General features: G+C 45.9%; 17 protein-coding genes and 4 tRNA genes. 4 read left to right on the top strand and 17 right to left on the bottom strand.

Features of this window, described 5'->3' with window-relative positions:
* Positions 1-411: 411 nt before the first annotated feature.
* The 6 genes from ACQY6I_RS02325 to ACQY6I_RS02300 form a co-directional block, all read right to left on the bottom strand.
* A tRNA-Asp gene (locus ACQY6I_RS02325) sits at positions 412-488 on the bottom strand.
* A 32-nt stretch (positions 489-520) separates the two neighbouring features.
* A tRNA-Val gene (locus ACQY6I_RS02320) sits at positions 521-596 on the bottom strand.
* A gap of 178 nt (positions 597-774) precedes the next feature.
* On the bottom strand, positions 775-2052 hold the full coding sequence (locus tag ACQY6I_RS02315; RefSeq protein ID WP_428239852.1) for a TRAP transporter large permease: 1278 nt from the start codon (positions 2050-2052) through the stop codon (positions 775-777).
* The gene (locus tag ACQY6I_RS02310) at positions 2049-2531 is read right to left on the bottom strand and encodes a TRAP transporter small permease (RefSeq protein ID WP_428239851.1); all 483 of its coding nucleotides are present in this window, start codon (positions 2529-2531) and stop codon (positions 2049-2051) included. Before ACQY6I_RS02310 ends, ACQY6I_RS02315 begins: the two co-directional genes overlap by 4 nt.
* 39 nt (positions 2532-2570) lie before the next feature.
* Positions 2571-3560, bottom strand: coding sequence for a TRAP transporter substrate-binding protein DctP (gene dctP / locus ACQY6I_RS02305; RefSeq protein WP_428239850.1), 990 nt, complete (start codon positions 3558-3560; stop codon positions 2571-2573).
* A gap of 15 nt (positions 3561-3575) precedes the next feature.
* Positions 3576-4415: a TRAP transporter TatT component family protein gene (locus ACQY6I_RS02300; RefSeq protein ID WP_428239849.1), complete on the bottom strand. Its 840-nt coding sequence runs from the start codon at positions 4413-4415 to the stop codon at positions 3576-3578.
* A gap of 553 nt (positions 4416-4968) precedes the next feature.
* On the opposite strand from ACQY6I_RS02300, the gene ACQY6I_RS02295 reads away from it, so the two are divergent.
* Complete coding sequence (locus ACQY6I_RS02295; protein ID WP_428239980.1) at positions 4969-5103, top strand: peptidase inhibitor family I36 protein; 135 nt, start codon at positions 4969-4971, stop codon at positions 5101-5103.
* Here the strand turns inward: ACQY6I_RS02295 and ACQY6I_RS02290 are convergent.
* The 5 genes from ACQY6I_RS02290 to ACQY6I_RS02270 form a co-directional block, all read right to left on the bottom strand.
* A complete protein-coding gene (locus tag ACQY6I_RS02290) occupies positions 5056-5769 on the bottom strand; it encodes an OmpA/MotB family protein (protein WP_428239848.1) in 714 nt (237 codons plus the stop codon). The genes ACQY6I_RS02295 and ACQY6I_RS02290 overlap by 48 nt on opposite strands.
* On the bottom strand, positions 5766-7016 hold the full coding sequence (locus ACQY6I_RS02285; RefSeq protein ID WP_428239847.1) for a hypothetical protein: 1251 nt from the start codon (positions 7014-7016) through the stop codon (positions 5766-5768). The genes ACQY6I_RS02290 and ACQY6I_RS02285 overlap by 4 nt, the downstream gene beginning before the upstream one ends.
* Before the next feature lie 148 nt (positions 7017-7164).
* Complete coding sequence (locus ACQY6I_RS02280; protein WP_428239846.1) at positions 7165-8334, bottom strand: sodium ion-translocating decarboxylase subunit beta; 1170 nt, start codon at positions 8332-8334, stop codon at positions 7165-7167.
* 11 nt (positions 8335-8345) lie between these two features.
* On the bottom strand, positions 8346-10145 hold the full coding sequence (gene oadA / locus ACQY6I_RS02275) for a sodium-extruding oxaloacetate decarboxylase subunit alpha (RefSeq protein WP_428239845.1): 1800 nt from the start codon (positions 10143-10145) through the stop codon (positions 8346-8348).
* Between the two features lie 47 nt (positions 10146-10192).
* On the bottom strand, positions 10193-10420 hold the full coding sequence (locus ACQY6I_RS02270) for an OadG family protein (RefSeq protein ID WP_428239844.1): 228 nt from the start codon (positions 10418-10420) through the stop codon (positions 10193-10195).
* Positions 10421-10645: 225 nt separating this feature from the next.
* Here ACQY6I_RS02270 and ACQY6I_RS02265 point away from each other — a divergent pair, with 225 nt between their 5' ends.
* On the top strand, positions 10646-11587 hold the full coding sequence (locus ACQY6I_RS02265) for a tRNA dihydrouridine synthase (protein ID WP_428239843.1): 942 nt from the start codon (positions 10646-10648) through the stop codon (positions 11585-11587).
* Positions 11588-11646: 59 nt separating this feature from the next.
* On the opposite strand, the gene ACQY6I_RS02260 is transcribed toward ACQY6I_RS02265, so the two are convergent.
* The 6 genes from ACQY6I_RS02260 to ACQY6I_RS02235 form a co-directional block, all read right to left on the bottom strand.
* Positions 11647-11723, bottom strand: a tRNA-Arg gene (locus ACQY6I_RS02260).
* Between the two features lie 27 nt (positions 11724-11750).
* Positions 11751-11840 (bottom strand) — tRNA-Ser (locus ACQY6I_RS02255).
* A gap of 111 nt (positions 11841-11951) precedes the next feature.
* On the bottom strand, positions 11952-12146 hold the full coding sequence (csrA, locus tag ACQY6I_RS02250; protein WP_044617085.1) for a carbon storage regulator CsrA: 195 nt from the start codon (positions 12144-12146) through the stop codon (positions 11952-11954).
* Between the two features lie 208 nt (positions 12147-12354).
* Positions 12355-13587, bottom strand: a complete 1233-nt coding sequence (locus ACQY6I_RS02245; RefSeq protein ID WP_428239842.1) for an aspartate kinase — start codon at positions 13585-13587, stop codon at positions 12355-12357.
* Positions 13588-13706: 119 nt separating this feature from the next.
* Positions 13707-16310 carry an alanine--tRNA ligase gene (gene alaS, locus ACQY6I_RS02240; RefSeq protein WP_428239841.1) on the bottom strand — a complete coding sequence of 868 codons (2604 nt, stop codon included), beginning with the start codon at positions 16308-16310 and terminating at the stop codon, positions 13707-13709.
* A gap of 237 nt (positions 16311-16547) precedes the next feature.
* Positions 16548-17720 (bottom strand): helix-turn-helix domain-containing protein, encoded by a 1173-nt coding sequence (locus tag ACQY6I_RS02235; RefSeq protein WP_428239840.1) that lies wholly within the window; start codon positions 17718-17720, stop codon positions 16548-16550.
* A 186-nt stretch (positions 17721-17906) separates the two neighbouring features.
* Between ACQY6I_RS02235 and ACQY6I_RS02230 the strand changes: the two genes are divergently transcribed.
* Both ACQY6I_RS02230 and ACQY6I_RS02225 read left to right on the top strand, forming a co-directional pair.
* Positions 17907-19163, top strand: a complete 1257-nt coding sequence (locus tag ACQY6I_RS02230; protein ID WP_428239839.1) for an extracellular solute-binding protein — start codon at positions 17907-17909, stop codon at positions 19161-19163.
* Between the two features lie 97 nt (positions 19164-19260).
* Positions 19261-20199 (top strand): carbohydrate ABC transporter permease, encoded by a 939-nt coding sequence (locus ACQY6I_RS02225; RefSeq protein WP_428239838.1) that lies wholly within the window; start codon positions 19261-19263, stop codon positions 20197-20199.
* Positions 20200-20240 lie beyond the last annotated feature (41 nt).

Genomic DNA, 20240 nt, shown 5'->3' with positions numbered 1-20240 from the left:
AAATAACCATTAACAATAAAGATTATGCACTGGGAACCTGACTTTAACGGCAGTGCAGCTGAGATAAAAATTAATAAGTCCACGACAGACCAGTGATAAAAAGTAGCAAAAACCCGCTACGACCTAGACACCCACTAATAGGTACCGCTCAAAGATTTATTGAAGGACTGATTTTTAACATTCTAGATACATAGCCCTAATACTGCTACCACAACATACTCAAACAGTAGCCATGCTTTTGAACAATCAGAAAGTCAAATCAGCAAATTGCTAACCAGCACATCGCTTATGACTATGTATAGCGTAGAAAGACGATTGCAAGAGATGGGTGAAGTAAAACAAGCATATGAAAGCGAGAGCTTTCAACCATTGATCTTCGAAACCAAATACTTGTTTGAACCTAAAAAGAGTTGGCGGAACGGACGGGACTCGAACCCGCGACCCCCGGCGTGACAGGCCGGTATTCTAACCAACTGAACTACCGCTCCGTTGTTTTCAGTTTTTACACTTCTGAAAAAAGTGGTGGGTGTGAACGGGATCGAACCGCTGACCCTCGCCTTGTAAGGGCGATGCTCTCCCAGCTGAGCTACACACCCACTAGCCAGTAACAACAATTTTTCGTGTTACCGTTCGACAAAGCCTATTTAGAATTCTGTATTTTGTACAGCTCTAAATGAACCGAAAGGAAAGAGAATCTTATCTCCTTACCCCCTGTCGAGTGGGAGCGCATTCTAAGGAAATCTCTAATGATGTCAATAGTTTATGAGCACTTTACTAACGAACCATGACCAAACTGAGCCAGGGGACATAGGTAATAATCAAAACAGTGATCAACAAAACCAGCATAAATGGGATAGTAGCCCGGTACAAAGCCGTAATGGATTTGTTAAAACGATAGCTTGCGATAAACAAATTCATCCCCACAGGCGGCGTAAAATACCCAATTTGCATGTTGGCAACAAAAACAATGCCCAGGTGGACCGGATCAATTCCATAACTGACTGCGACCGGCAAAATCAATGGCACCATAATGATGATCGCCGCAAAGATGTCCAGAAAAGCGCCCAGGATTAGCAGAAAAATGTTCAACAACACCAGAAAAGTAAATTTATCGGTGACATTAGCCTGAATAAAATTAAACAGTAGTTGAGGAATCTCGGCATCAACCAGGTAATTGGTCAATGCCATGGCCACCCCCAAAATCATTAAGATACCGCCAACCATGATCATTGAATCACGCATGACCTTGGGCACATCACGCAAGCGAATTTCTTTATATACAAAGACTTCAATGATCAGAACGTAAATCGCGGTCACTGCTGCAGCGTCAGAAACAACCAAAAGACCACTGAAGATTCCCCCTAGCACAATAACTGGTACAGCTAGCTCCCACTTGGCCTCCTTGACAGATAACCACAGTTCTCTGGCCGAGAATGCCTGGGTAGGCAGAGGATCATGCCGATTGGCCCACAAACCATACACATATACCACAACAATCATCATTAACGCGGGTAACAGGCCGGCGATGAAGAGATCATTTATTTCCACGCCGGAAATATCCATTTGCTGAGCAATGACACCGTACAACAGTAATGGTATGGCAGGAGGAAGCAGTAAACCCATGCTACCTGAGGAGGTAATCAAGCCAATACTGAAGCGTTCGCTATATCCGCTGCGGGTCAGTGCGGGTAACAATAATGCCCCCAGCGCAACGATCGTAACGCCAGATCCTCCGGTAAGCATAGTGAAGAAAGAACTGGTCAACAAAGCAATAATAATCATGCCACCAGGCAACCAACCAAGCGCAGCATTGGACAGCCTTACCAATCGATCAGCAGTTTTGCTTTCACTCAATAAAAACCCTGCAAATGCAAACATCGGCAGAGCCATCAACACACTTGACTCCGTTAACCGATACAACTCGATAGGAAGCACCATCAAGTCGATCTCTGAGGTATAAAATCCCCAGATCGCAAATGCCAGGATAATCAGAAACAGCGGAACGCCAACAACAGCAAAAAAAGCCAGGAAAACCGTAATCAAGGAACTCATTCTTCAGTCACCCTTCCTCCAAAAATAAGTTCCGACACAAAACGCAGGGCAATAGAAGCAAAAGCGATTGGAATCAACATTTGAAATATCCAGGCATGAACGCTTAAAAATGCTACCGTCTCATACTCTTTTTCAGACATCACAAAGCGCCAGCTGAAATAAGCCATGACAAATGCAATCATGCTGGCGATCAAAGCGATAAAACGAGCAACCAGAGACTGCAAAGAGGTCGGCGCATAATGGCTCAATAAATCAATCGCAATATGTTGATTTTTACGGGTTCCAATCATTGCCCCGAGCAATGCAATCCATAACACCAAAATACGAATAAGAGGATCCGCCCATACCAGGCTGGTCTCCATAAAATTTCTCATCAGGATTTGTATTACAGACAACATCATCATGCTGGACAACGATACAACCAGCATTACATCCTCTACCCCATTCCACAGAGTTCCCAAACGCCTGATAAATCTCATCACTATTCTTCCGGTACCGCTCAATAGATCATGCTCAAATTACTGTGCCCGGACTTTCGCCAGTTCAGCTTTGACAAGATCATATATTTTTTGGGAAAACTCACCTTTTGCGACCAGCACCTGGTTGGCTTGATCAGCAGATGTTACCAGTTCAGCTACATTATTTTCGTCAGGAGTAACCAGATCAATTCCCCGGCTCAACAACACTTTCATTGCAGCCTGATTATCTTTTCTATTCTGATGATCAATATTTTGTGACGCCTCAGTGAATATGGCATCAACCAATTTCTTATCGTCAGCAGAAATCTTCTTGTAGGCTTTCACATCCAGTGCCAGAGCAGCAGCGGTATACATGAACGGCAAATCAGTAATTTTTTTAATATTGGTATACCAGAAGAAACTTAATGCAGCGACAGGTGGTGACGCGAGAGCATTAATCGTTCCAGTCTCTAGAGAGGTTTTTACTTCGCCATAATTTAAAATAATGGGAGACAGACCAAAAGCTCTGGTCAGATTTTCGGATATAGGATCATCAGTGGGAATCCAGAATTTCTGTTGCTTCAGTTCGTCCAGAGTTGTCACGCTGTTCACTGACATAAGATAAGCAAACCCACCTTCAACCACACTGAACGTTTTCCAACCATGTTCCATTAGCCCAGCTTCAATGATCGGATCCAGAGTTTTCCGAACAGCATCAACCTCATCGTAATTTCGGAACAGCAGTAGCCCGTTATATATTTGGGCATCTTTATAGTCGTCTGCGAATGCAGAAATAGGAGCCATAAAACCGCTTAACTGCCCAACTCTGACCTTCCGCTTAACTGTTTTATCATCCCCCATGACACCACCAGGGTAGAATTTTACTTTAACCCGTCCATCGGTCTGTTTTTCAATTTTCTTACCGGCGGCACGATATTCCTTCAAAATAGCAGTGCCATCGGGATATGCAGTAGAAATCTTTAGTGTCACCGCCGAAGCCGGTACGACCAGAACCAGAGATAAAATAAACAGCGTAAAACGAATAATCATTTAATTCCTCAGATATCAAAAATAGTCATTACTCTCGGCCAACAATTCCTGGGCCAGTTGTTGGGCGTAGTGATTCTGCAAAGTCAGGCCATTCTCTTCCGGGTCAGCCGCGATCACTTCACGTAACAACCGATCATGAAGATCCTGATCAAACACCAACCGGGCATATTTCTCTGCATACTTCACTTTGATGATCAGATTCCGACCCTGGCTTAGTTCAATTCCACGTTCGAAATACTCCCTGGCCACTTCTGGCTTCCCTCCTAAACCTGGAGGAATCAGGCTGTTCATAACGCCCAAATACAACAGAGCCTGTCCACGGCTATATGATTCATCAATCGCTACAACCTGCTTCATAATCAGCTCGACCTTGGCCAGATCAGCAATGGCATTCCAATCATCTGAATGCTCCTGAATATAGCCAGCCCACGCTGAACCTAGCGTGTATAATGCCTCCAGGTCCTTTTTTCTGTCCATGCCCTGTACAATTTGCTGAAACGGCCCATACTCCAGTGTCTCCAGTCCACAAGCTCTTTTTTTATGGACACACATCTGACGCTGGGCATATTTCAGGCTTTTATCGATCAACCGTACCCGGCGTTCTTTTTCTTTAACGAACAAACTGGCATAAGCCCCATTCAAGTCCGAAGCCGTGCGCAATAAGCCATCATTTCTGGGATAATTGATCACAGCTCCATCTAGAACCAATAAATACGTCGGCAATCCTTCTCTGACCGTCTCAAGGTCATCATTATTTAAAACGCCATACCCCAGAGACTCTGGTAATCGATTAACAGAACACCCGGAAAGCCACACGGATAGTAACATTAATAAAGCGACACGCGGTCGTGACATGAGTTTCGCCCTATGCTTCAAAAATTTGCCGGATAGTACCAAAATAAAATAAAAAGCTCTGGGTCAGTTTGTTTTTTTTCGGACAAAAAGCAGAACTTCACCGTCAATTAACGAAAAAGGGCTGCCACGCTGTCAACCAAGTGTAAAAGTGTCTGGTAGCTGTCGATTGGTCATTTCGTGGCATTTAACAGGATAGAAGGAGTAGTTAGAAAAAAACTGTTGCAGACTAAAATCTTCCAAAACATGATGACTGTATGCGGCTTTTCGCTCTTTGTAAGCATCAAATCCCTGATAGCGCAACAAGTGTAAACATTCTGGGCAAATATCCAGCTGCCCAGCAGCTTCATCAGAACTTATTACCAAAAACTCACGATACTCCTGAACCCCCTGTAGTAGAACTTTGCAGCCACTGACATGGATCTGCTCTTTGTAAACGGCAGCCACTCTCGAATTTTTGTATCCAAGAGTATGATCGCTCAATAACAATAAGGGGCTGTCTATCAGCTTTAGACCAGCTTTAGCCAGACTGGAACGCTCCACTCCTGTCAGGTGAATTTTCGGATCAAAAAATTCAAAATGCCCCAGTTCATTTGTCTGCATTTTTTCACGCAGCCGATTGAATGGCTCATACTGCAAAAAGTCAGGGAGTTTCACTGTCAACCTCATCCAGAATTTCGGCAATTCTTGAATCAGCATCAGTTCTGACACGGAATTCAACCCGTCGGGACAATGCCTCGCTTTCTTCACCATCAGCATTCAACACCGGCTTAGAGGACGACAACCCATTAGCTGTCAAATGAGCCTTTAACCAGTCAGCCTGATCTTTCACAGAATCCAGCGCCAACAGGTAAGCAAGCGTCGAACGGGTACGTGATTGAGACAGTTCCATATTCAGGATATACGCCTCATCGGCACTGCGGCCCGCCCACATACTGGAAGTATGTCCTTCTATACGCACTTCTGAAATGTCATTTCGATATTTGTCGGACATAATGATCCGCATATAACGAGGGAAAAAATCGGCCAGGATTTCGGAAAACTCTGGCTTCAGATCTGTCTCGCCACGATCAAACAGAAGTTCTGCTTTATAAAAACGAAAACTCAGATCAGGGTCTATCTCCGCCCCCCACCGCTCCAAGTCATCTTTAAATTCCGTAACCAGATCCTGATACAGTTGCGTTCGAAGACGATCATAGAGCACCACTACGTTTTCGATACGCTTGCGCTCTAACTCAACTTCCACCATGAATACAACAGCGATCAACATGAATACCATCATGAGCCCTGCCATCAGGTCACTGACTGAAACCCAATGCTCCTCCTGCTCTACAACCAGATTGTCATCCGCAATCATGACTGCTCCTCAGCCATACTGACGAGCTCTTTCAGACGATCTGTCAGGGGCGTGTAGTCGTTCACAAACTTCTCACTCAACGCCGTCATTTGGTAGCCAAATGTTTTTAATGCCTTAGTTAATTCCTGCTCCATTGCAGCATCAAGATCTTTAAGCTGTCGCTGATTCAAGGCAATCAGCTCCTTGAGTTCTTGATTGACAGAATTTTGTGACTGCAAATAAGCATCGTTAAGAGTCTGACAGGCCTGATTTACCGTGGAGCGAATCTGTTGACTGGTCTCAACCAAGGTATCGCTGATCAACCGTTGTTGACTTACCATCGACTCCTGCAGGTGTTCGGTCACGGAAAGAATACGTTTTTCTAAATCTGGCAACCCTTGTTGAGCATTGTTAATAACCCCCGACAGCTGTTCGGCGAACTCTGCCAAAGCACTACTTTGGGAATGCAATCCGGTCAGCATACTCTCCATATCCCTGGCAACCTGAGTAAACACGTGGCTGTGATTAACCAGCTGAGAAAATGCCTGAGTGGCATCCACCATCGACATAGCGCTTTCTTTCTGTCGATCAATAATTTCATGCAGGTTTGACATGTTCTGTTCCTGCCATACCTGCATCTTGCCAACAGATTCATTCAGTTGACGGAAGTTCTCACCATATTGCTGATCAATCTGCGCATTAAAGTCGGTCATGACATGATCAATCGCTTTGATCAATGCCTTAGTGTTCGCTTCGGTCATTCGAACTTCAAAATCTTCCATTGCAGACTGCAACGACTCCAGGTGCCCATTGACAATTCCCTGCTGTGCCCGCCACATGGACACCAGTGAGTCATCTGCTTCACCACTGATACTTTGCCCCAGATGTCTAACCTCGTTCACCACATCTTCCAGGGTCGCTCCGCTTCGACTGACCTGATTCCCCTTGCGGATCATATGCAGCGCAAAGCGGAACTTAATCGTCAATGCACCGAAGATCCCGGCAATAGAAGTCCAGAAAGCCGTCTTAAGGCCATCAATCAACGCAGGTACAGAGGCCTGGATGTTGTCGGTATTAAAGTCCATTAAACCGATAGCTACCCCTACAAACGTGCCAAAAATCCCTAAACTGGTCAGGATTGACGGCGCATTATGAGCGGTATGGATCGAAAATACCGGGCCATGAAAATAAACGGTTAGAAGGGTAATCAACCCCAGTAAAACCAGACTGAGATTGGGTAGCTGTTCGAAAAGGGCCTGTACGTTCAAAGAAAAGCTCCGCCGTCATTGAAGAAGAAATTAGCCTTTAGTTTAGACGGATTTTTACGTTCTGAAACAAAAGAGAGAACATTAGTCTCTCTTTTGTCACTTTGGAAGGTTAACAGATCTGCAATAAATATGAATATGGATAAGAAGCTTACCCCCCCAGATAACTAAGCATGACACCGGCAGCCACAGCAGACCCAATAACACCAGCGACATTAGGTCCCATTGCATGCATTAACAGGAAGTTCTGATTATTGGCCTCAAGTCCAACCTTATTACTCACCCTGGCAGCCATGGGTACTGCAGACACACCAGCCGACCCGATCAGGGGATTAACTGGCGTCTTACTGAGTTTATTCATGACTTTTGCCATCAGCACACCTGTTGCGGTACCAATACAAAATGCAATCAGGCCCAGAAACAATATTCCAAGAGTTTTGGCATTCAAAAAAGCCTCCGCGCTCAGCTTGGAGCCTACACCCAATCCCAGGAAAATCGTCACGATATTTATCAGTGAGTTTTGCGCAGTATCACTCAAGCGATCAACCACACCGGATTCACGCATAAGGTTGCCAAAACAGAACATTCCTAATAAAGGAGCGGCATCTGGTAGAAATAGCGCCACCAGAACCAACAACAACAGAGGAAAAATGATTTTTTCCCGCTTTGAAACCGGTCGCAGCTGAGTCATTACAATTTTGCGTTCACTATCGGTCGTCAACAACCTCATTATGGGAGGCTGAATCAGGGGCACTAAAGCCATATACGAATAAGCTGCCACAGCAATCGCCCCCAACAGCTCGGGCGCAACCTGACTGGCCACATAAATAGAAGTCGGTCCATCCGCACCACCGATAATCCCAATCGCCGCTGCCTGAGCAAAAGTATAGTGGACGATGTCGAAATCCGTCATGAGCAAGGCGCCAAAAACAGTTGCAAAGATGCCGAACTGTGCAGCGGCCCCTAAAAACAGTGTTTTTGGGTTCGCCAACATCGGACCGAAGTCCGTCATCGCACCGACGCCCATGAAAATCAACAAAGGAAACACCCCTGTTTCAATACCGGCATGAAATATGTAGTACTGTAGCCCACCAGCCGACTGAAGGTGGCCGGCGGCATCGTATACCGGAGCGCTGTAGAAACCTGCTTCTGGAATATTAACCAGGATCGCCCCCATACCAATCGGCAACAGCAGCAATGGCTCAAATCCTTTCTTAATAGCCAGATAGATCAGTAAAACACCAATCAGTATCATCATGCCCTGACCCCAGGACAGATTGGCCAGACCGGAGTCATTTAACAACAGCATCAGTTTTTCCATGTCAGTAATCCTTATATTGTTAACAAAGTATCACCGACAGAGACCGCATCACCCTCTTTAATAGCAATGCTCCCGACAGTACCTGCTTTAGAAGCGCTGACCTCTGTTTCCATTTTCATTGCTTCCAGAATCAACAGCACCTGACCTTCTTCAACAACGTCACCAGGATTCACTAGAATCTTGAAAATATTCCCGGCCAATGGTGCGAGGACCGGTTCTCCACCTGAAGAGTCAGCACTGACGGAGGCTGCCGCTGAAACATCTCCGCCCTCACTTACACCCAATTGATGTTTCTGACCATTCAACGAAACAGTAACACCGCCATCAACAGCGACTTCTGCAACGTATGATCGACCATTAAGAGTCACTGTGTAGGTATTACTAGACTTGGCGGACGCTTTTGATTCGGCCACCGCTTTAGGCGCTGGTTCAAAAGCTTCTGGATTGCCTCTGTTTTGTAGAAATTTCAAACCAATCTGAGGGAACAATGCATACGTCAGTACATCATCAAGCACAGCATCAGCAAGCTTGAAGTTTTTCTCTTTGGCAAGCGCCTCAAGCTCTCTGGTCAGAGTATCCACTTCTGATGCCAGCAAATCAGCGGGGCGACAGGTGATCGCTTCAGCCCCATTTAATACTTTTTCCTGCAGAGCCTTATTAAAAGGTGCTGGAGCGGCACCGTATTCACCTTTTAAAATACCTTGCGTTTCTTTTGAAATTGACTTGTATCGCTCACCCGTCAGCACGTTCAACACTGCCTGGGTTCCTACAATTTGGGACGTAGGCGTTACCAAAGGAATAAAACCAAGGTCTTCGCGAACTCTGGGAATCTCTTCCAATACCTGATCAAACTTATCTGCTGCTCCCTGATCCTTAAGCTGACTTTCCATGTTGGTCAACATGCCTCCAGGTACCTGAGCCACCAGGATACGTGAGTCAACGCCACGCAGCGCCCCTTCAAACTTGTTATATTTCTTCCGGACTTCACGGAAATAAGCAGCAATTTCTTCAAGCTTATGAATATCCAGCCCCGGATCACGATCAGTTCCCTGCAATGCTGCGACAACGGATTCAGTCGGTGAGTGCCCATATGTCATGGACATAGAAGAAATGGCAGTATCAACATGATCAATGCCTGCATCTATGGCTTTTAGGATGGTCATGGAAGACAGCCCGGCTGTTGCGTGACAATGCAGAGCAATTGGAATTTGAACCGTTTTTTTAATGGACTTAACCAGATCATAAGCCTCATACGGATTCATAATGCCAGACATGTCTTTAATACAGAGGGAGTCAGCTCCCATGGATTCCAGTTCAGCCGCCAGTTTCAGCCATAGCTCAACGGTATGTACTGGGCTGGTTGTATAGGAAATAGTTGCCTGGGCATGGGCCCCCTGCTTTTTGACTGCCGCTAAAGCCTGTTGCATATTGCGAGGATCATTCATGGCGTCGAACACACGAAACACATCCATACCATTAGCAACAGCGCGTTCAACAAACTTGTCTACCACATCATCCGCATAGTGACGGTATCCCAGTAGATTTTGCCCACGCAATAACATCTGATGCTTGGTTTTTGGCATTACCTTTTTAAGTTCCCGTAAGCGTTCCCAAGGATCTTCTCCCAGATAACGTATACAGCTATCGAATGTTGCTCCTCCCCAGGTTTCTAATGACCAGTAGCCAATAGCATCAAGCTTTTCGCCAATTGGCAACATATCATCAATACGCATCCGGGTTGCAAACAAGGACTGATGGGCATCCCGGAGGACAACATCAGTAATTTTGACGGGATTCTTAGCAGTTGACATGGTGTTTCGCCTTCAATCGATCAAAGATGGGAATAGAACTCGTCAACTCATTGAGAGTCGTGATATGCACGAGCCGCGGCAGCGACTATTGCAATTTCAGTCTGTGAAGATGCGGGCTGGGCTCTTGCAACAGGCTTCTTTTCTTCTGGTAGAGACATGGACTTAACCAGCCGGGACATGATCGTAGTCCCCACTACGAGAATTCCGAGGAACACAAAAACAGTGCCCATACCCAATAGCATGAGATACAGGCCATCAACCATATTATCTGACATTGAGTTATGTCCTTACCGTAAGATTTGATTTTAGTGTTTACTGCCAAATACGGGACAACTGCTTGTTGTTTGCTGAAATCGTGCTTTTTATTTGCGTCTAACTGTCCCTAAAAACGTTTATGACTGTAACCCAAAAGCCAAAAACGCTGCAATAGCGCCAGATCAGTATATGGGTCTAAATAAACTTTGGTATTATGCTCGTTTTTTGCTAGCAGGCCGGAATATATGAGAATTATCCTCGCCCCCATGGAAGGACTAATGGACTACTACCTGAGAACAGTCATCAAACATTTTGGAGGCTGCGACCTTATCATTAGCGAGTTTGTCCGGGTGGTGGACGCATTATTGCCTGAATCAGTATTTCTCAAAACCGTCCCAGAACTGACCAGAACCTCCTCGCTACCAACATCACCTCCCGTTAGAGTTCAGTTGCTAGGCTCAGACCCAAATGCTCTAGCAGACAATGCCCTAAGAGCTCTGTCACTTGGCTCAAGTGGTATTGATCTTAACTTTGGCTGCCCATCTAAAACGGTTAATAACCACAAAGGTGGCGCGGTTTTATTGAACGAGCCTGACAAAATATATCGAATTATAGACACAGTAAAAGCAGCACTACCTCAGGGCACCTGTCTTTCGGCAAAAATGCGGCTCGGCTATGACGATACTTCTCGAGCTATTGAAAACGCATTAGCCATGGAAGCTGGGGGAACGGAAGAAATTACTGTTCATGCTCGCACTAAAGTGGAGGGATATCAGCCACCAGCACACTGGGATTGGATTGCCAGGATCAATGAAGCCACGCATGTAAATATCATTGCGAATGGAGATATTTTTTCCGTCTCAGATTACGACAAATGCATAGAAATCAGTGGCTGTCAGGATGTCATGATTGGCCGGGGACTAGTATACCAACCGGACTTGGCAATACTTATCAAGGATCGAAGCAAACCTCATCTGGAGTGGCAACAACTAGCTGACCAGATTCATTCTTTCTTTTCCGCTATGCAAGGCAATGTACCCGAACGCTATATCTGCGGGCGATTAAAACAATGGCTTAAATTTTTGGCCACACGACACGAACAGGCCAAAAAGTTATTTGAAACACTGAGACCAATTAATGATATTTCTCAAATGAGAACAATTCTGAAGGAAAATGCCTTTAACTAAAGTTCTGAAAAGAAAGTGGTATACAAGGAAGTTTACATGAAATGGCCATAATAAGAATATGGCGCGCCCGGCACGATTCGAACGTGCGACCGCCTGGTTCGTAGCCAGGTACTCTATCCAGCTGAGCTACGGGCGCGAAACCAACCTTTATTCAAGGAAGGCTTGGCGGAGAGAGAGGGATTCGAACCCTCGATGAGATTTCTCCCATACGCCCTTAGCAGGGGCGCGCCTTCAGCCACTCGGCCATCTCTCCAACACGGCGCGCATAATACCATGAAAAATCCAAATTAAAAGAAAAAACATCAATAAAATTAATGCATTAGCTTAATTTGAATCCAGCGCGCCACGATTCATACCAACAACTCTAGGCGTTACCACCATTGTCGTCAGATTCCATTTCTTTTTGGATGCGTTGATAAATCTCTTCACGATGCACTGCAACATCTTTAGGAGCATTCACACCTATGCGCACCTGATTACCTTTAACACCCAATACAGTAACGGTGACTTCGTCACCAATCATTAATGTCTCGCCCACACGACGGGTAAGAATCAGCATTATTTTTCTCCTATTTCTGGACAGGTCCTGTCATCCAGCAGCTCAATGCGATACCACTCCATGAAATCGGCCAATAAATCACGACCGCCTCCATTCATCACTATTGCAATATGCCTTCGTTACGGAGCTACAAAGTAACCCCCTAACAAATACCAGCCAGATTTGTTAATTATACTAATGACTCAAAATTGCTTTCGCAGCGCATACTCTATTCTTCAGTTGGTTCTGAGTCCAGACCAAATGCCGAATGCAGAGCACGTACCGCCAATTCAAGATATTTCTCAGCAATCACAACAGCTACTTTAATTTCAGAGGTCGATATCATTTGAATATTGATCGACTCTGCTGCCAATGTGTCAAACATTTTACTTGCCACACCTGCATGGGAACGCATTCCCACACCAACAATCGAGACCTTACAAATGGTATTGTCACCTTTGACCTCGCGAGCCCCCAAATCTTCGGCAACCTGCTCAACCACTTTCAACACTTTATCGTAATCATTACGATGCACAGTAAAAGTGAAGTCGGTCGTTTTATCCGATGCGATATTCTGAACGATCATATCGACCTCAATATTCGCCGCGCTGACCGGACCCAGAATTCTGGAGGCTACGCCCGGTATATCGGGAACCCCCAATACAGTGATTTTGGCTTCATCACGGTTAAAAGCTATTCCAGATATAACTGGCTGTTCCATAGGATCCTCATCCTCCAGGGAAATAAGAGTGCCCCGTCCTTCTGTAAATGAGGACAAAACACGTAACGGTACATTGTATTTTCCAGCGAATTCAACAGAACGAATTTGCAATACCTTTGAGCCCTGACTGGCCATTTCCAGCATTTCATCAAAAGTAATTTTATCCAGCCGGCGGGCTTTAGGCTCAACCCGGGGATCAGTGGTATAAACACCGTCAACATCTGTATATATCTGGCATTCGTCAGCACTTAATGCAGCAGCCAGGGCCACTCCGGTTGTATCTGACCCTCCCCGACCAAGAGTTGTAATATTGCCTTCAGGGTCAACCCCCTGAAATCCAGCCACCACCACTACTTTGCCAGTTTTCAAATCAGAACGAATGGCATCCACATCAATATGCTGAATACGGGCTTTGGTAAAAGCACTGTCAGTCAGTATCTTTATCTGTCCGCCCGTATAGGATTTAGCTGGACAGCCACGCTCATTCAATGCCATAGAAAGCAAAGCGATGGTCACCTGCTCACCGGTTGACACGAGCGTATCCAATTCCCGCGGTGTTGGCTTTTTGGAAATATCTGAAGCCAGGGCTAACAAGCGGTTTGTCTCACCAGACATTGCTGATACAACCACAACAACATCATGACCCTGATCCCTAAAGCTCTTTACTTTGTCAGCAACAACACCAATTCGCTCAATACTGCCAACTGAGGTCCCACCAAATTTTTGAACGTATAGCGCCATAGTCAATATTTTCTTTTAGGTTAATAAGAACTGCACAGAATGCAGCACCCAACAAAAGGGGAATTAAACAACAAATAAAATCATTGTTGCATCTTCACCCGCCAATCTATTGCTCCCGGTCAAAGGCTCTCCCTGACCCAGGAAGGCACTGCAGCCAAAACTTTCTCAACATTATGGATGTCAGCAAACCCGGCACGAGCAAGATCAGGCTTGCCACCACCTTTGCCATCCAGCTGCCCGGCAACATGATTGACCAGTTCTCCGGCTTTAACACGACTGGTCAGATCTTTGGAGACCCCAACCGCCAGCTGTCCTTTACCATCGATAACACTGGCCAATACCACTACGCAGGAACCCAGTTTGTTTTTCAACTGATCCATCAGTTCAGCCAAGGCTTTCTGATCTACCCCATCCACCTTAACGGCGAGCACCTTGGCGCCACCAACCTCTTCTGCTTTTGAAGCCAGGTCTGACCCCTGGCTACTGGCTAACCTGGATTTAAGCTGATCCAGCTCTTTTTCCAACTGTCGGTTTTTCTGCAGTAATCCCTGAACCTTGTCCTGAACATTGCTTGAAGAGGCTTTCAATAACTCTGCAATATTGTGAAGCGACTGTTCCAAAGTACTTACGTATGCCAGAGCATAAGGCCCAGCTACCGCTTCGATTCGTCGAACACCGGCAGCAATACCCGTTTCCGCAATCAGTTTTACCAACCCGATATCTCCGGTTCTGCTGACATGGGTTCCACCACACAACTCAACAGAGTAATTGTTTTCTCCCATGGTCAATACTCTGACCTCATCGCCATACTTTTCACCAAACAGTGCCATCGCACCTTTTTCTTTTGCCTTGGCAATTGGCATGAGTTCGGTCTGAACCGGGGTGTTGGCGATGACCTGTTGATTAACAATCTGTTCTATCTCGGTAAGCTGAGCAACAGTCACTGGCTCAAAATGAGAAAAGTCAAAGCGCAGCCGATCAAATGTCACCAACGACCCCTTTTGCTGCACATGCTCACCCAACACCCGCCTTAACGCAGCATGCAACAGATGCGTCGCACTATGGTGCTTGGCCGTGGCCGCACGCTTGGTTTGATCCACCAAAACTTTCACGGGAGAAGACTTGGTCAAAGCCCCTTTCACCACCTTGCCGTAATGGACATGATTATCACCATTTTTGATGGTATCCCGTACTTCAAAGCACCCTCCAGACCACTCGATTACACCGACATCACCGGCCTGTCCGCCGCTCTCGGCATAGAAAGCGGTCTTATCGAGAACAACTGCGCCTTCGGTATTTTCATTTAAAACGGTCACCATATTCTGCTGACCATCCAACAACGCCTGTACAACAGCACTGTCAGACAAAACATCATAGCCACTGAATTCGGTCTTAGAGCCAAAATCAATGACCTGTTCAATTTTCATCGAGAAATCACTGGACTCCTGCGACAACTTCCGTTGACGCTCCATTGATTTATTAAAACCATCTTCATCGACAATCAGATCATGCTCACGGGCAATATCAGCAGTCAAATCCAAAGGAAAGCCATATGTGTCGTATAACTTGAACACTGTTTCCCCTGGAATAACCTGCCCTTCCAACCCATCAATGACATCAACCAACAGGCGCATACCATTATCAAGGGTTTTGGCGAACTGCTCCTCTTCCTGACGCAGCACTTTCTTGACCTGATCTGCCAGTCGCGCCAGCTCCGGATAAGGTTGTCCCATTTCCGCCACCAGCGCATCCACCAACTGGTAGAAAAACACACCTTTCTGGCCCACTTTATGACCATGGCGCACAGCCCGGCGAATAATACGACGCAATACATAACCACGCCCTTCATTGGAAGGCATAACCCCATCGACCACAAGAAACGCAGCTGAACGGATATGATCAGCAATAACTCGCAGAGATTTATCTTCCAAATTGGAGGCACCAGTGACTTTGGCGGCAGCCTTTATCAATGCTTGGAACAAATCAATTTCATAATTTGAGTGAACATTCTGCAAAACCGCTGACAATCGCTCCAGCCCCATGCCCGTATCCACTGAGGGCTTGGGAAGGTTAATCCGGGAACCATCCGGCTGCTGGTCAAACTGCATAAATACGAGGTTCCAGATTTCGATATAACGGTCAAGATCGTCGCCTTCACTGCCTGGAGGGCCACCAGCCACTTCCGGACCATGGTCATAAAAAATCTCGGAACAGGGACCACATGGACCAGTATCTCCCATCATCCAGAAGTTATCTTTATCTCCCATACGGGAGAAGCGATCGGGGTCAATGCCCATTTTGTTCAGCCAGATATCTTCCGCTTCCTTATCTTCATAATGAACAGTGACCCAGAGCTTGTCTTTGGGCAGCCCCAGCTCTTCGGTCAAAAATGTCCACGCATAGCGGATAGCATCTTCTTTGAAATAGTTCCCGAAACTGAAATTCCCCAGCATTTCAAAAAAAGTATGGTGCCTGGCAGTGTAACCGACGTTTTCTAGGTCATTATGCTTGCCACCTGCACGAACACAGCGTTGGGACGTGGTTGCCCGGTTATAATCTCTGACATCCAGTCCAAGAAATACCTCTTTGAACTGGTTCATACCGGCATTGGTGAACAACAGGGTGGGATCATTTACCGGTACCAGCGAGCTGCTGTCGATGCGGGTGTGTCCATTTTTCTCAAAAAAAGATAGAAAACGCTCTCTAATTTCAGAACTCTTCATGAATTTCGCTTCCAGAAGCCATTTACGGGGAGTTGAAGGGCCGAGAATACTACAATGACGCTGGCCCGGTCGCAATCTACCTGTTATACAGATCCTATAGAAGATGACAGCAGTTACCATCAAAACCTGCCATAGTCTGAAAAAAACCAAAATTGCCGCTCAACATGCTCAAAACAACGACTCAGACATTCTTCAGCAAAGATTTAATGGCGAACTCCTGAAAACTCAAAAAACAACTCAGATTCGCGAAGTAATTGGAGAGCCGTTGAGCTCATGGCTAAACTCGATACGATACTGATTAGGGGTTATCCCAACTTCCTTGCGAAATAGATAGTAGAGGTACTGAACACTGGAAAGACCACATTGAAGGGCAATATCTTCAATGGAGGTATCTGTATGGGAAAGCAGCTCTTTAGCATGTTCCAACCGGACTTCATGTAAGACCTGATGAATGGTTTTATGAAGATGTTTCTTAAAGCGGCTTTCAAGCGTACTTCTGGATGTATTACATTCGACGATAATCTGCTCAGCTTTAATTGGGCGATGATAGTGACAATAGATATATTTCATGGCTTTTGACACCAATGCATCATCACTGACAGACAGGTAGGCGGATAGTCGATTTACAACATCCCCCGAGCTCACCAAATGATGTCTGTAAGACTGGGCATCTTTGAGTTCACGCAACGCATTATAAGCCGCCACACCCAACTGCCTGGGATCCAACGGCACAGTGCAGATCGGTACTCTGGATAATTGGTTCTCAACCGCATCATTGTCAATCCCAATAATCGCGAGATCACCCGGCACATTCAGCTGCAGCTTCCCCGCGAGAGTAATAAGCTGCCGAGCCTGGGTATCACTGGCGCACAAATACCCCCTGTGGCCAAATGCTCCCTCGGTAAGATGCTGCCGAATGGTAAATGTGTCGAACCCTCCCAACCATTGATAGCCACTCTCTTCAACACACTGCCGGAACAGATTCTCACGCTGTTCAGCCCATAACCCTATTTCTGCAGCCATCCCGGAAAAATAGCCAAACTGCCGTACACCACAGGCAACCATGTGCTCCATTGCCTTCACCACAATAGACTGGGTATCTGGGGCAACATAAATAAGTCCCGGTAATTGGATTTCCGGTAATACATGGTGATAGCTCATCAAGCCCACAACCGGAACCTGAAATCGTCGACATAACTCAACATTTCCAGGCCGATCAAAATCCGCGACAATGGCATCCCAATGATCATCCTGAGCGACCAGCAGAGCTTCATCGTAAGCCATAAAGGACATTTGCAAATGATCATTCGAGTTTTGCAGTGCTTCGACCATGCCATCGATAAGCATTCGGTCATACGGATGTTTAACATCCAGCAATACCAGTACATTCTGTTCCTTGCTAAAAGTCATTGCCAATACCCGTATAACAAAGTTTAAGTTCGCATATTTCATAATCATTTTGTGAGTTTTAGCAATATATCGGAATTGCACCATTCATTACACTGCTTAACACAATAGATTTTCGGGGCATTTGTTAAAACATCCCTGAAAGCCGTCTATCTGAACAAAACAAAAACAATATATCGGGAGTTCGTAATGAAATTTTTGCAATCGCTGACAGCGCTCGCGTTGTGGTCATTTTCAACCATTGCAACCATGTCCCAGGCCGAAACCGTTACCATGCTGCATGAAGAAAACAAGCCAGAACAACAAGCCCTCTGGGATCAGTTCGCCCGCGAATTTGAGGCCCAGAATCCTGGAGTCAAAATTGAGATGCAGTATATGGAAAACGAGCAGTTCAAAGCCAAACTGCCGACCCTGCTGCAATCAGACAACCGACCCAATATCTTTTATAGCTGGGGAGGGGGTAACTTCATTGACCGTGCCAAATATGGCGTACTTGATGATATAACTGCCAAAAGTGCAACCCTTAAAGCAACTCTGAGTGAAGGGTCACTATCTGCATTTACTTATAAACAGCATATTTACGGTGTCCCTTATACCCTTGCCCAAGTGGGCTTTTGGTACAACAAAGCATTGTTTGCCAAAGCTGGTGTTAAAGGCGATGACATAAAAACCTGGGATGATTTTTTGAACGCCGTCAAAAAACTTAAAAAGGCAGGCGTTACCCCGATTGCTCTGGGCGCAGCTGATAAGTGGCCGGCACATTTTTACTGGACATATCTTGCGATGCGCACCGGAGGAGCAAGCACCTTCAACAATGCTATGGCCGGTGATATTGACTGGGATAATCCAGACTATGTACAGGCCGGCAAGCTGTTCGAGCAGCTGGTTGCATTGGATCCCTTCCAACCGGGATATGCTGCAGCAACCTATGGAGATGCCTCGGGTAAATTCGGAGACCGGGAAGCCGCCATGCACCTAATGGGTGACTGGGAAATGACCGTTCAAAAAGACAACTCAGCTGACAAACAGGGAATTCCCCGTGATCAGTTGGGCTTCTTCAACTTCCCTAGCGTTAAGGGCGGTAAAGGTAGTGGTAGCGATACCTTAGGTGGCGTTACTGGTTTTGCTTTCAGTAAAGATGGTGGCACAGATACCGCAGTCAAATGGATGGAGTATTTCCTGGCCAAACCGCAACAGATGAGACTGGCAAAAGCTGGCGTTATTATTCCGGTAGCGAAAGGTGCCGATGATGCTGTTGAAGATCCATTTCGCCAACAAATTGCCGCTAACATTGCCAATGCCCAATGGCATCAAGTCTACTTAGATCAGGCTTTAGGTGCTGACATCGGCGGAACCATTAATGATTTTTCTGCCATGCTGGCAACCGGTGATATAGACGCAAAAGGCGCTGTTGAAATGCTTCAGGAATCCTGGGACATGCGCTGACATAAATATGGGCCGGTTTACCGTTGCCGGCCCATCATTCTGAAAAATTTCAAACTAAACATTTTTCCCTGAGTTAACAAAAAAAGGGCGCTAAGCCATGTCTTCTTTAAACTCAAAAGGCACCCCTTGGGCAGCTTTTCAGCAATGGCTGTACACTCGAAACATGGGTAGCCGACTAACAACTTTACTCTTTTTCCTACCGCCGGCACTGGTATTATTTACCTTGTTTGTTGCCATGCCCATTTCGGAAGCCATTTACTATAGCTTCTTTAAATGGAAAGGACTCACGGCAATTTCCGAATCGGGCGAATGGAGAGGCTGGGGCAATTACTTACTGGTATTGAAACATTCAGTCTTTCACACTGCGGTACTGAATACTCTGAAACTCATTGCCGTTTCATTGTGTATACAATTACCAGTCGCCATGGCTATTGCCTTGATGGTCGCGGAACAAGGACGCCTTAACAGTCTGTTCCGACTGATTTATTTTTTGCCGTTCATCCTGGCAGATGTCGTCGCCGGTCTGATATGGCGTTATGTCTATGACGGAGACTATGGGCTGGTTGGTCAGATATCCAGGTTTTTTGGCTCCGAAGGCTACTATCCCCTCGCGGACAAGAATACTGCTTTCAATGCTATTTTGCTGGTAACTATATGGAAATATACCGGCTATCATATGATGATCTACATCGCCGGCCTGCAAGGCATTCCCAAAGATCTGCTTGAAGCAGCCAAACTGGACGGTGCCAGTCGCTGGCAAACCATTATTCGAATCAAACTACCACTAATAAAACACGCTATTCAGCTATCTGTATTTTTCAGCATTATCGGTGCTCTGCAATTTTTCGAGATGGTAATCCCGTTAACCAATGGTGGCCCAGCCAACAGCAGCCATACCATTGTCACTTATTTGTACCAATACGGCATTGTCCGCATGAGAGTGGGTTTAGGTAGTAGTGTTGGCGTTATGTTGTTTGTTGCCTGCGTTATGTTTGCATTCATGTATCAGAAATTCATCATGACCAAGGATGACTAAAATGACCCAACCAAGCATTCAATCAACCACTACGAGAGATC

Origin of the sequence: Gynuella sp. (assembly GCF_050297175.1) — a bacterium.
Classification (GTDB): Bacteria; Pseudomonadota; Gammaproteobacteria; order Pseudomonadales; family Natronospirillaceae; genus Gynuella.
Note: the sequence above shows the minus strand (reverse complement) of the source record. Positions and strands in the feature narration are given on the sequence as shown.

Coding starts and splice junctions, on each gene's coding strand:
- oadA (WP_428239845.1), bottom strand. CDS start 10,145: ATGTCAACTGCTAAGAATCCCGTCAAAATTACTGATGTTGTCCTCCGG.
- ACQY6I_RS02230 (WP_428239839.1), top strand. CDS start 17,907: ATGAAATTTTTGCAATCGCTGACAGCGCTCGCGTTGTGGTCATTTTCA.
- dctP (WP_428239850.1), bottom strand. CDS start 3,560: ATGATTATTCGTTTTACGCTGTTTATTTTATCTCTGGTTCTGGTCGTA.
- ACQY6I_RS02235 (WP_428239840.1), bottom strand. CDS start 17,720: ATGACTTTTAGCAAGGAACAGAATGTACTGGTATTGCTGGATGTTAAA.
- ACQY6I_RS02290 (WP_428239848.1), bottom strand. CDS start 5,769: ATGATTGCGGATGACAATCTGGTTGTAGAGCAGGAGGAGCATTGGGTT.
- ACQY6I_RS02270 (WP_428239844.1), bottom strand. CDS start 10,420: ATGTCAGATAATATGGTTGATGGCCTGTATCTCATGCTATTGGGTATG.
- ACQY6I_RS02225 (WP_428239838.1), top strand. CDS start 19,261: ATGTCTTCTTTAAACTCAAAAGGCACCCCTTGGGCAGCTTTTCAGCAA.
- alaS (WP_428239841.1), bottom strand. CDS start 16,310: ATGAAGAGTTCTGAAATTAGAGAGCGTTTTCTATCTTTTTTTGAGAAA.
- ACQY6I_RS02310 (WP_428239851.1), bottom strand. CDS start 2,531: ATGAGATTTATCAGGCGTTTGGGAACTCTGTGGAATGGGGTAGAGGAT.
- ACQY6I_RS02245 (WP_428239842.1), bottom strand. CDS start 13,587: ATGGCGCTATACGTTCAAAAATTTGGTGGGACCTCAGTTGGCAGTATT.
- ACQY6I_RS02280 (WP_428239846.1), bottom strand. CDS start 8,334: ATGGAAAAACTGATGCTGTTGTTAAATGACTCCGGTCTGGCCAATCTG.
- ACQY6I_RS02300 (WP_428239849.1), bottom strand. CDS start 4,415: ATGTCACGACCGCGTGTCGCTTTATTAATGTTACTATCCGTGTGGCTT.
- csrA (WP_044617085.1), bottom strand. CDS start 12,146: ATGCTGATTCTTACCCGTCGTGTGGGCGAGACATTAATGATTGGTGAC.
- ACQY6I_RS02265 (WP_428239843.1), top strand. CDS start 10,646: ATGAGAATTATCCTCGCCCCCATGGAAGGACTAATGGACTACTACCTG.
- ACQY6I_RS02315 (WP_428239852.1), bottom strand. CDS start 2,052: ATGAGTTCCTTGATTACGGTTTTCCTGGCTTTTTTTGCTGTTGTTGGC.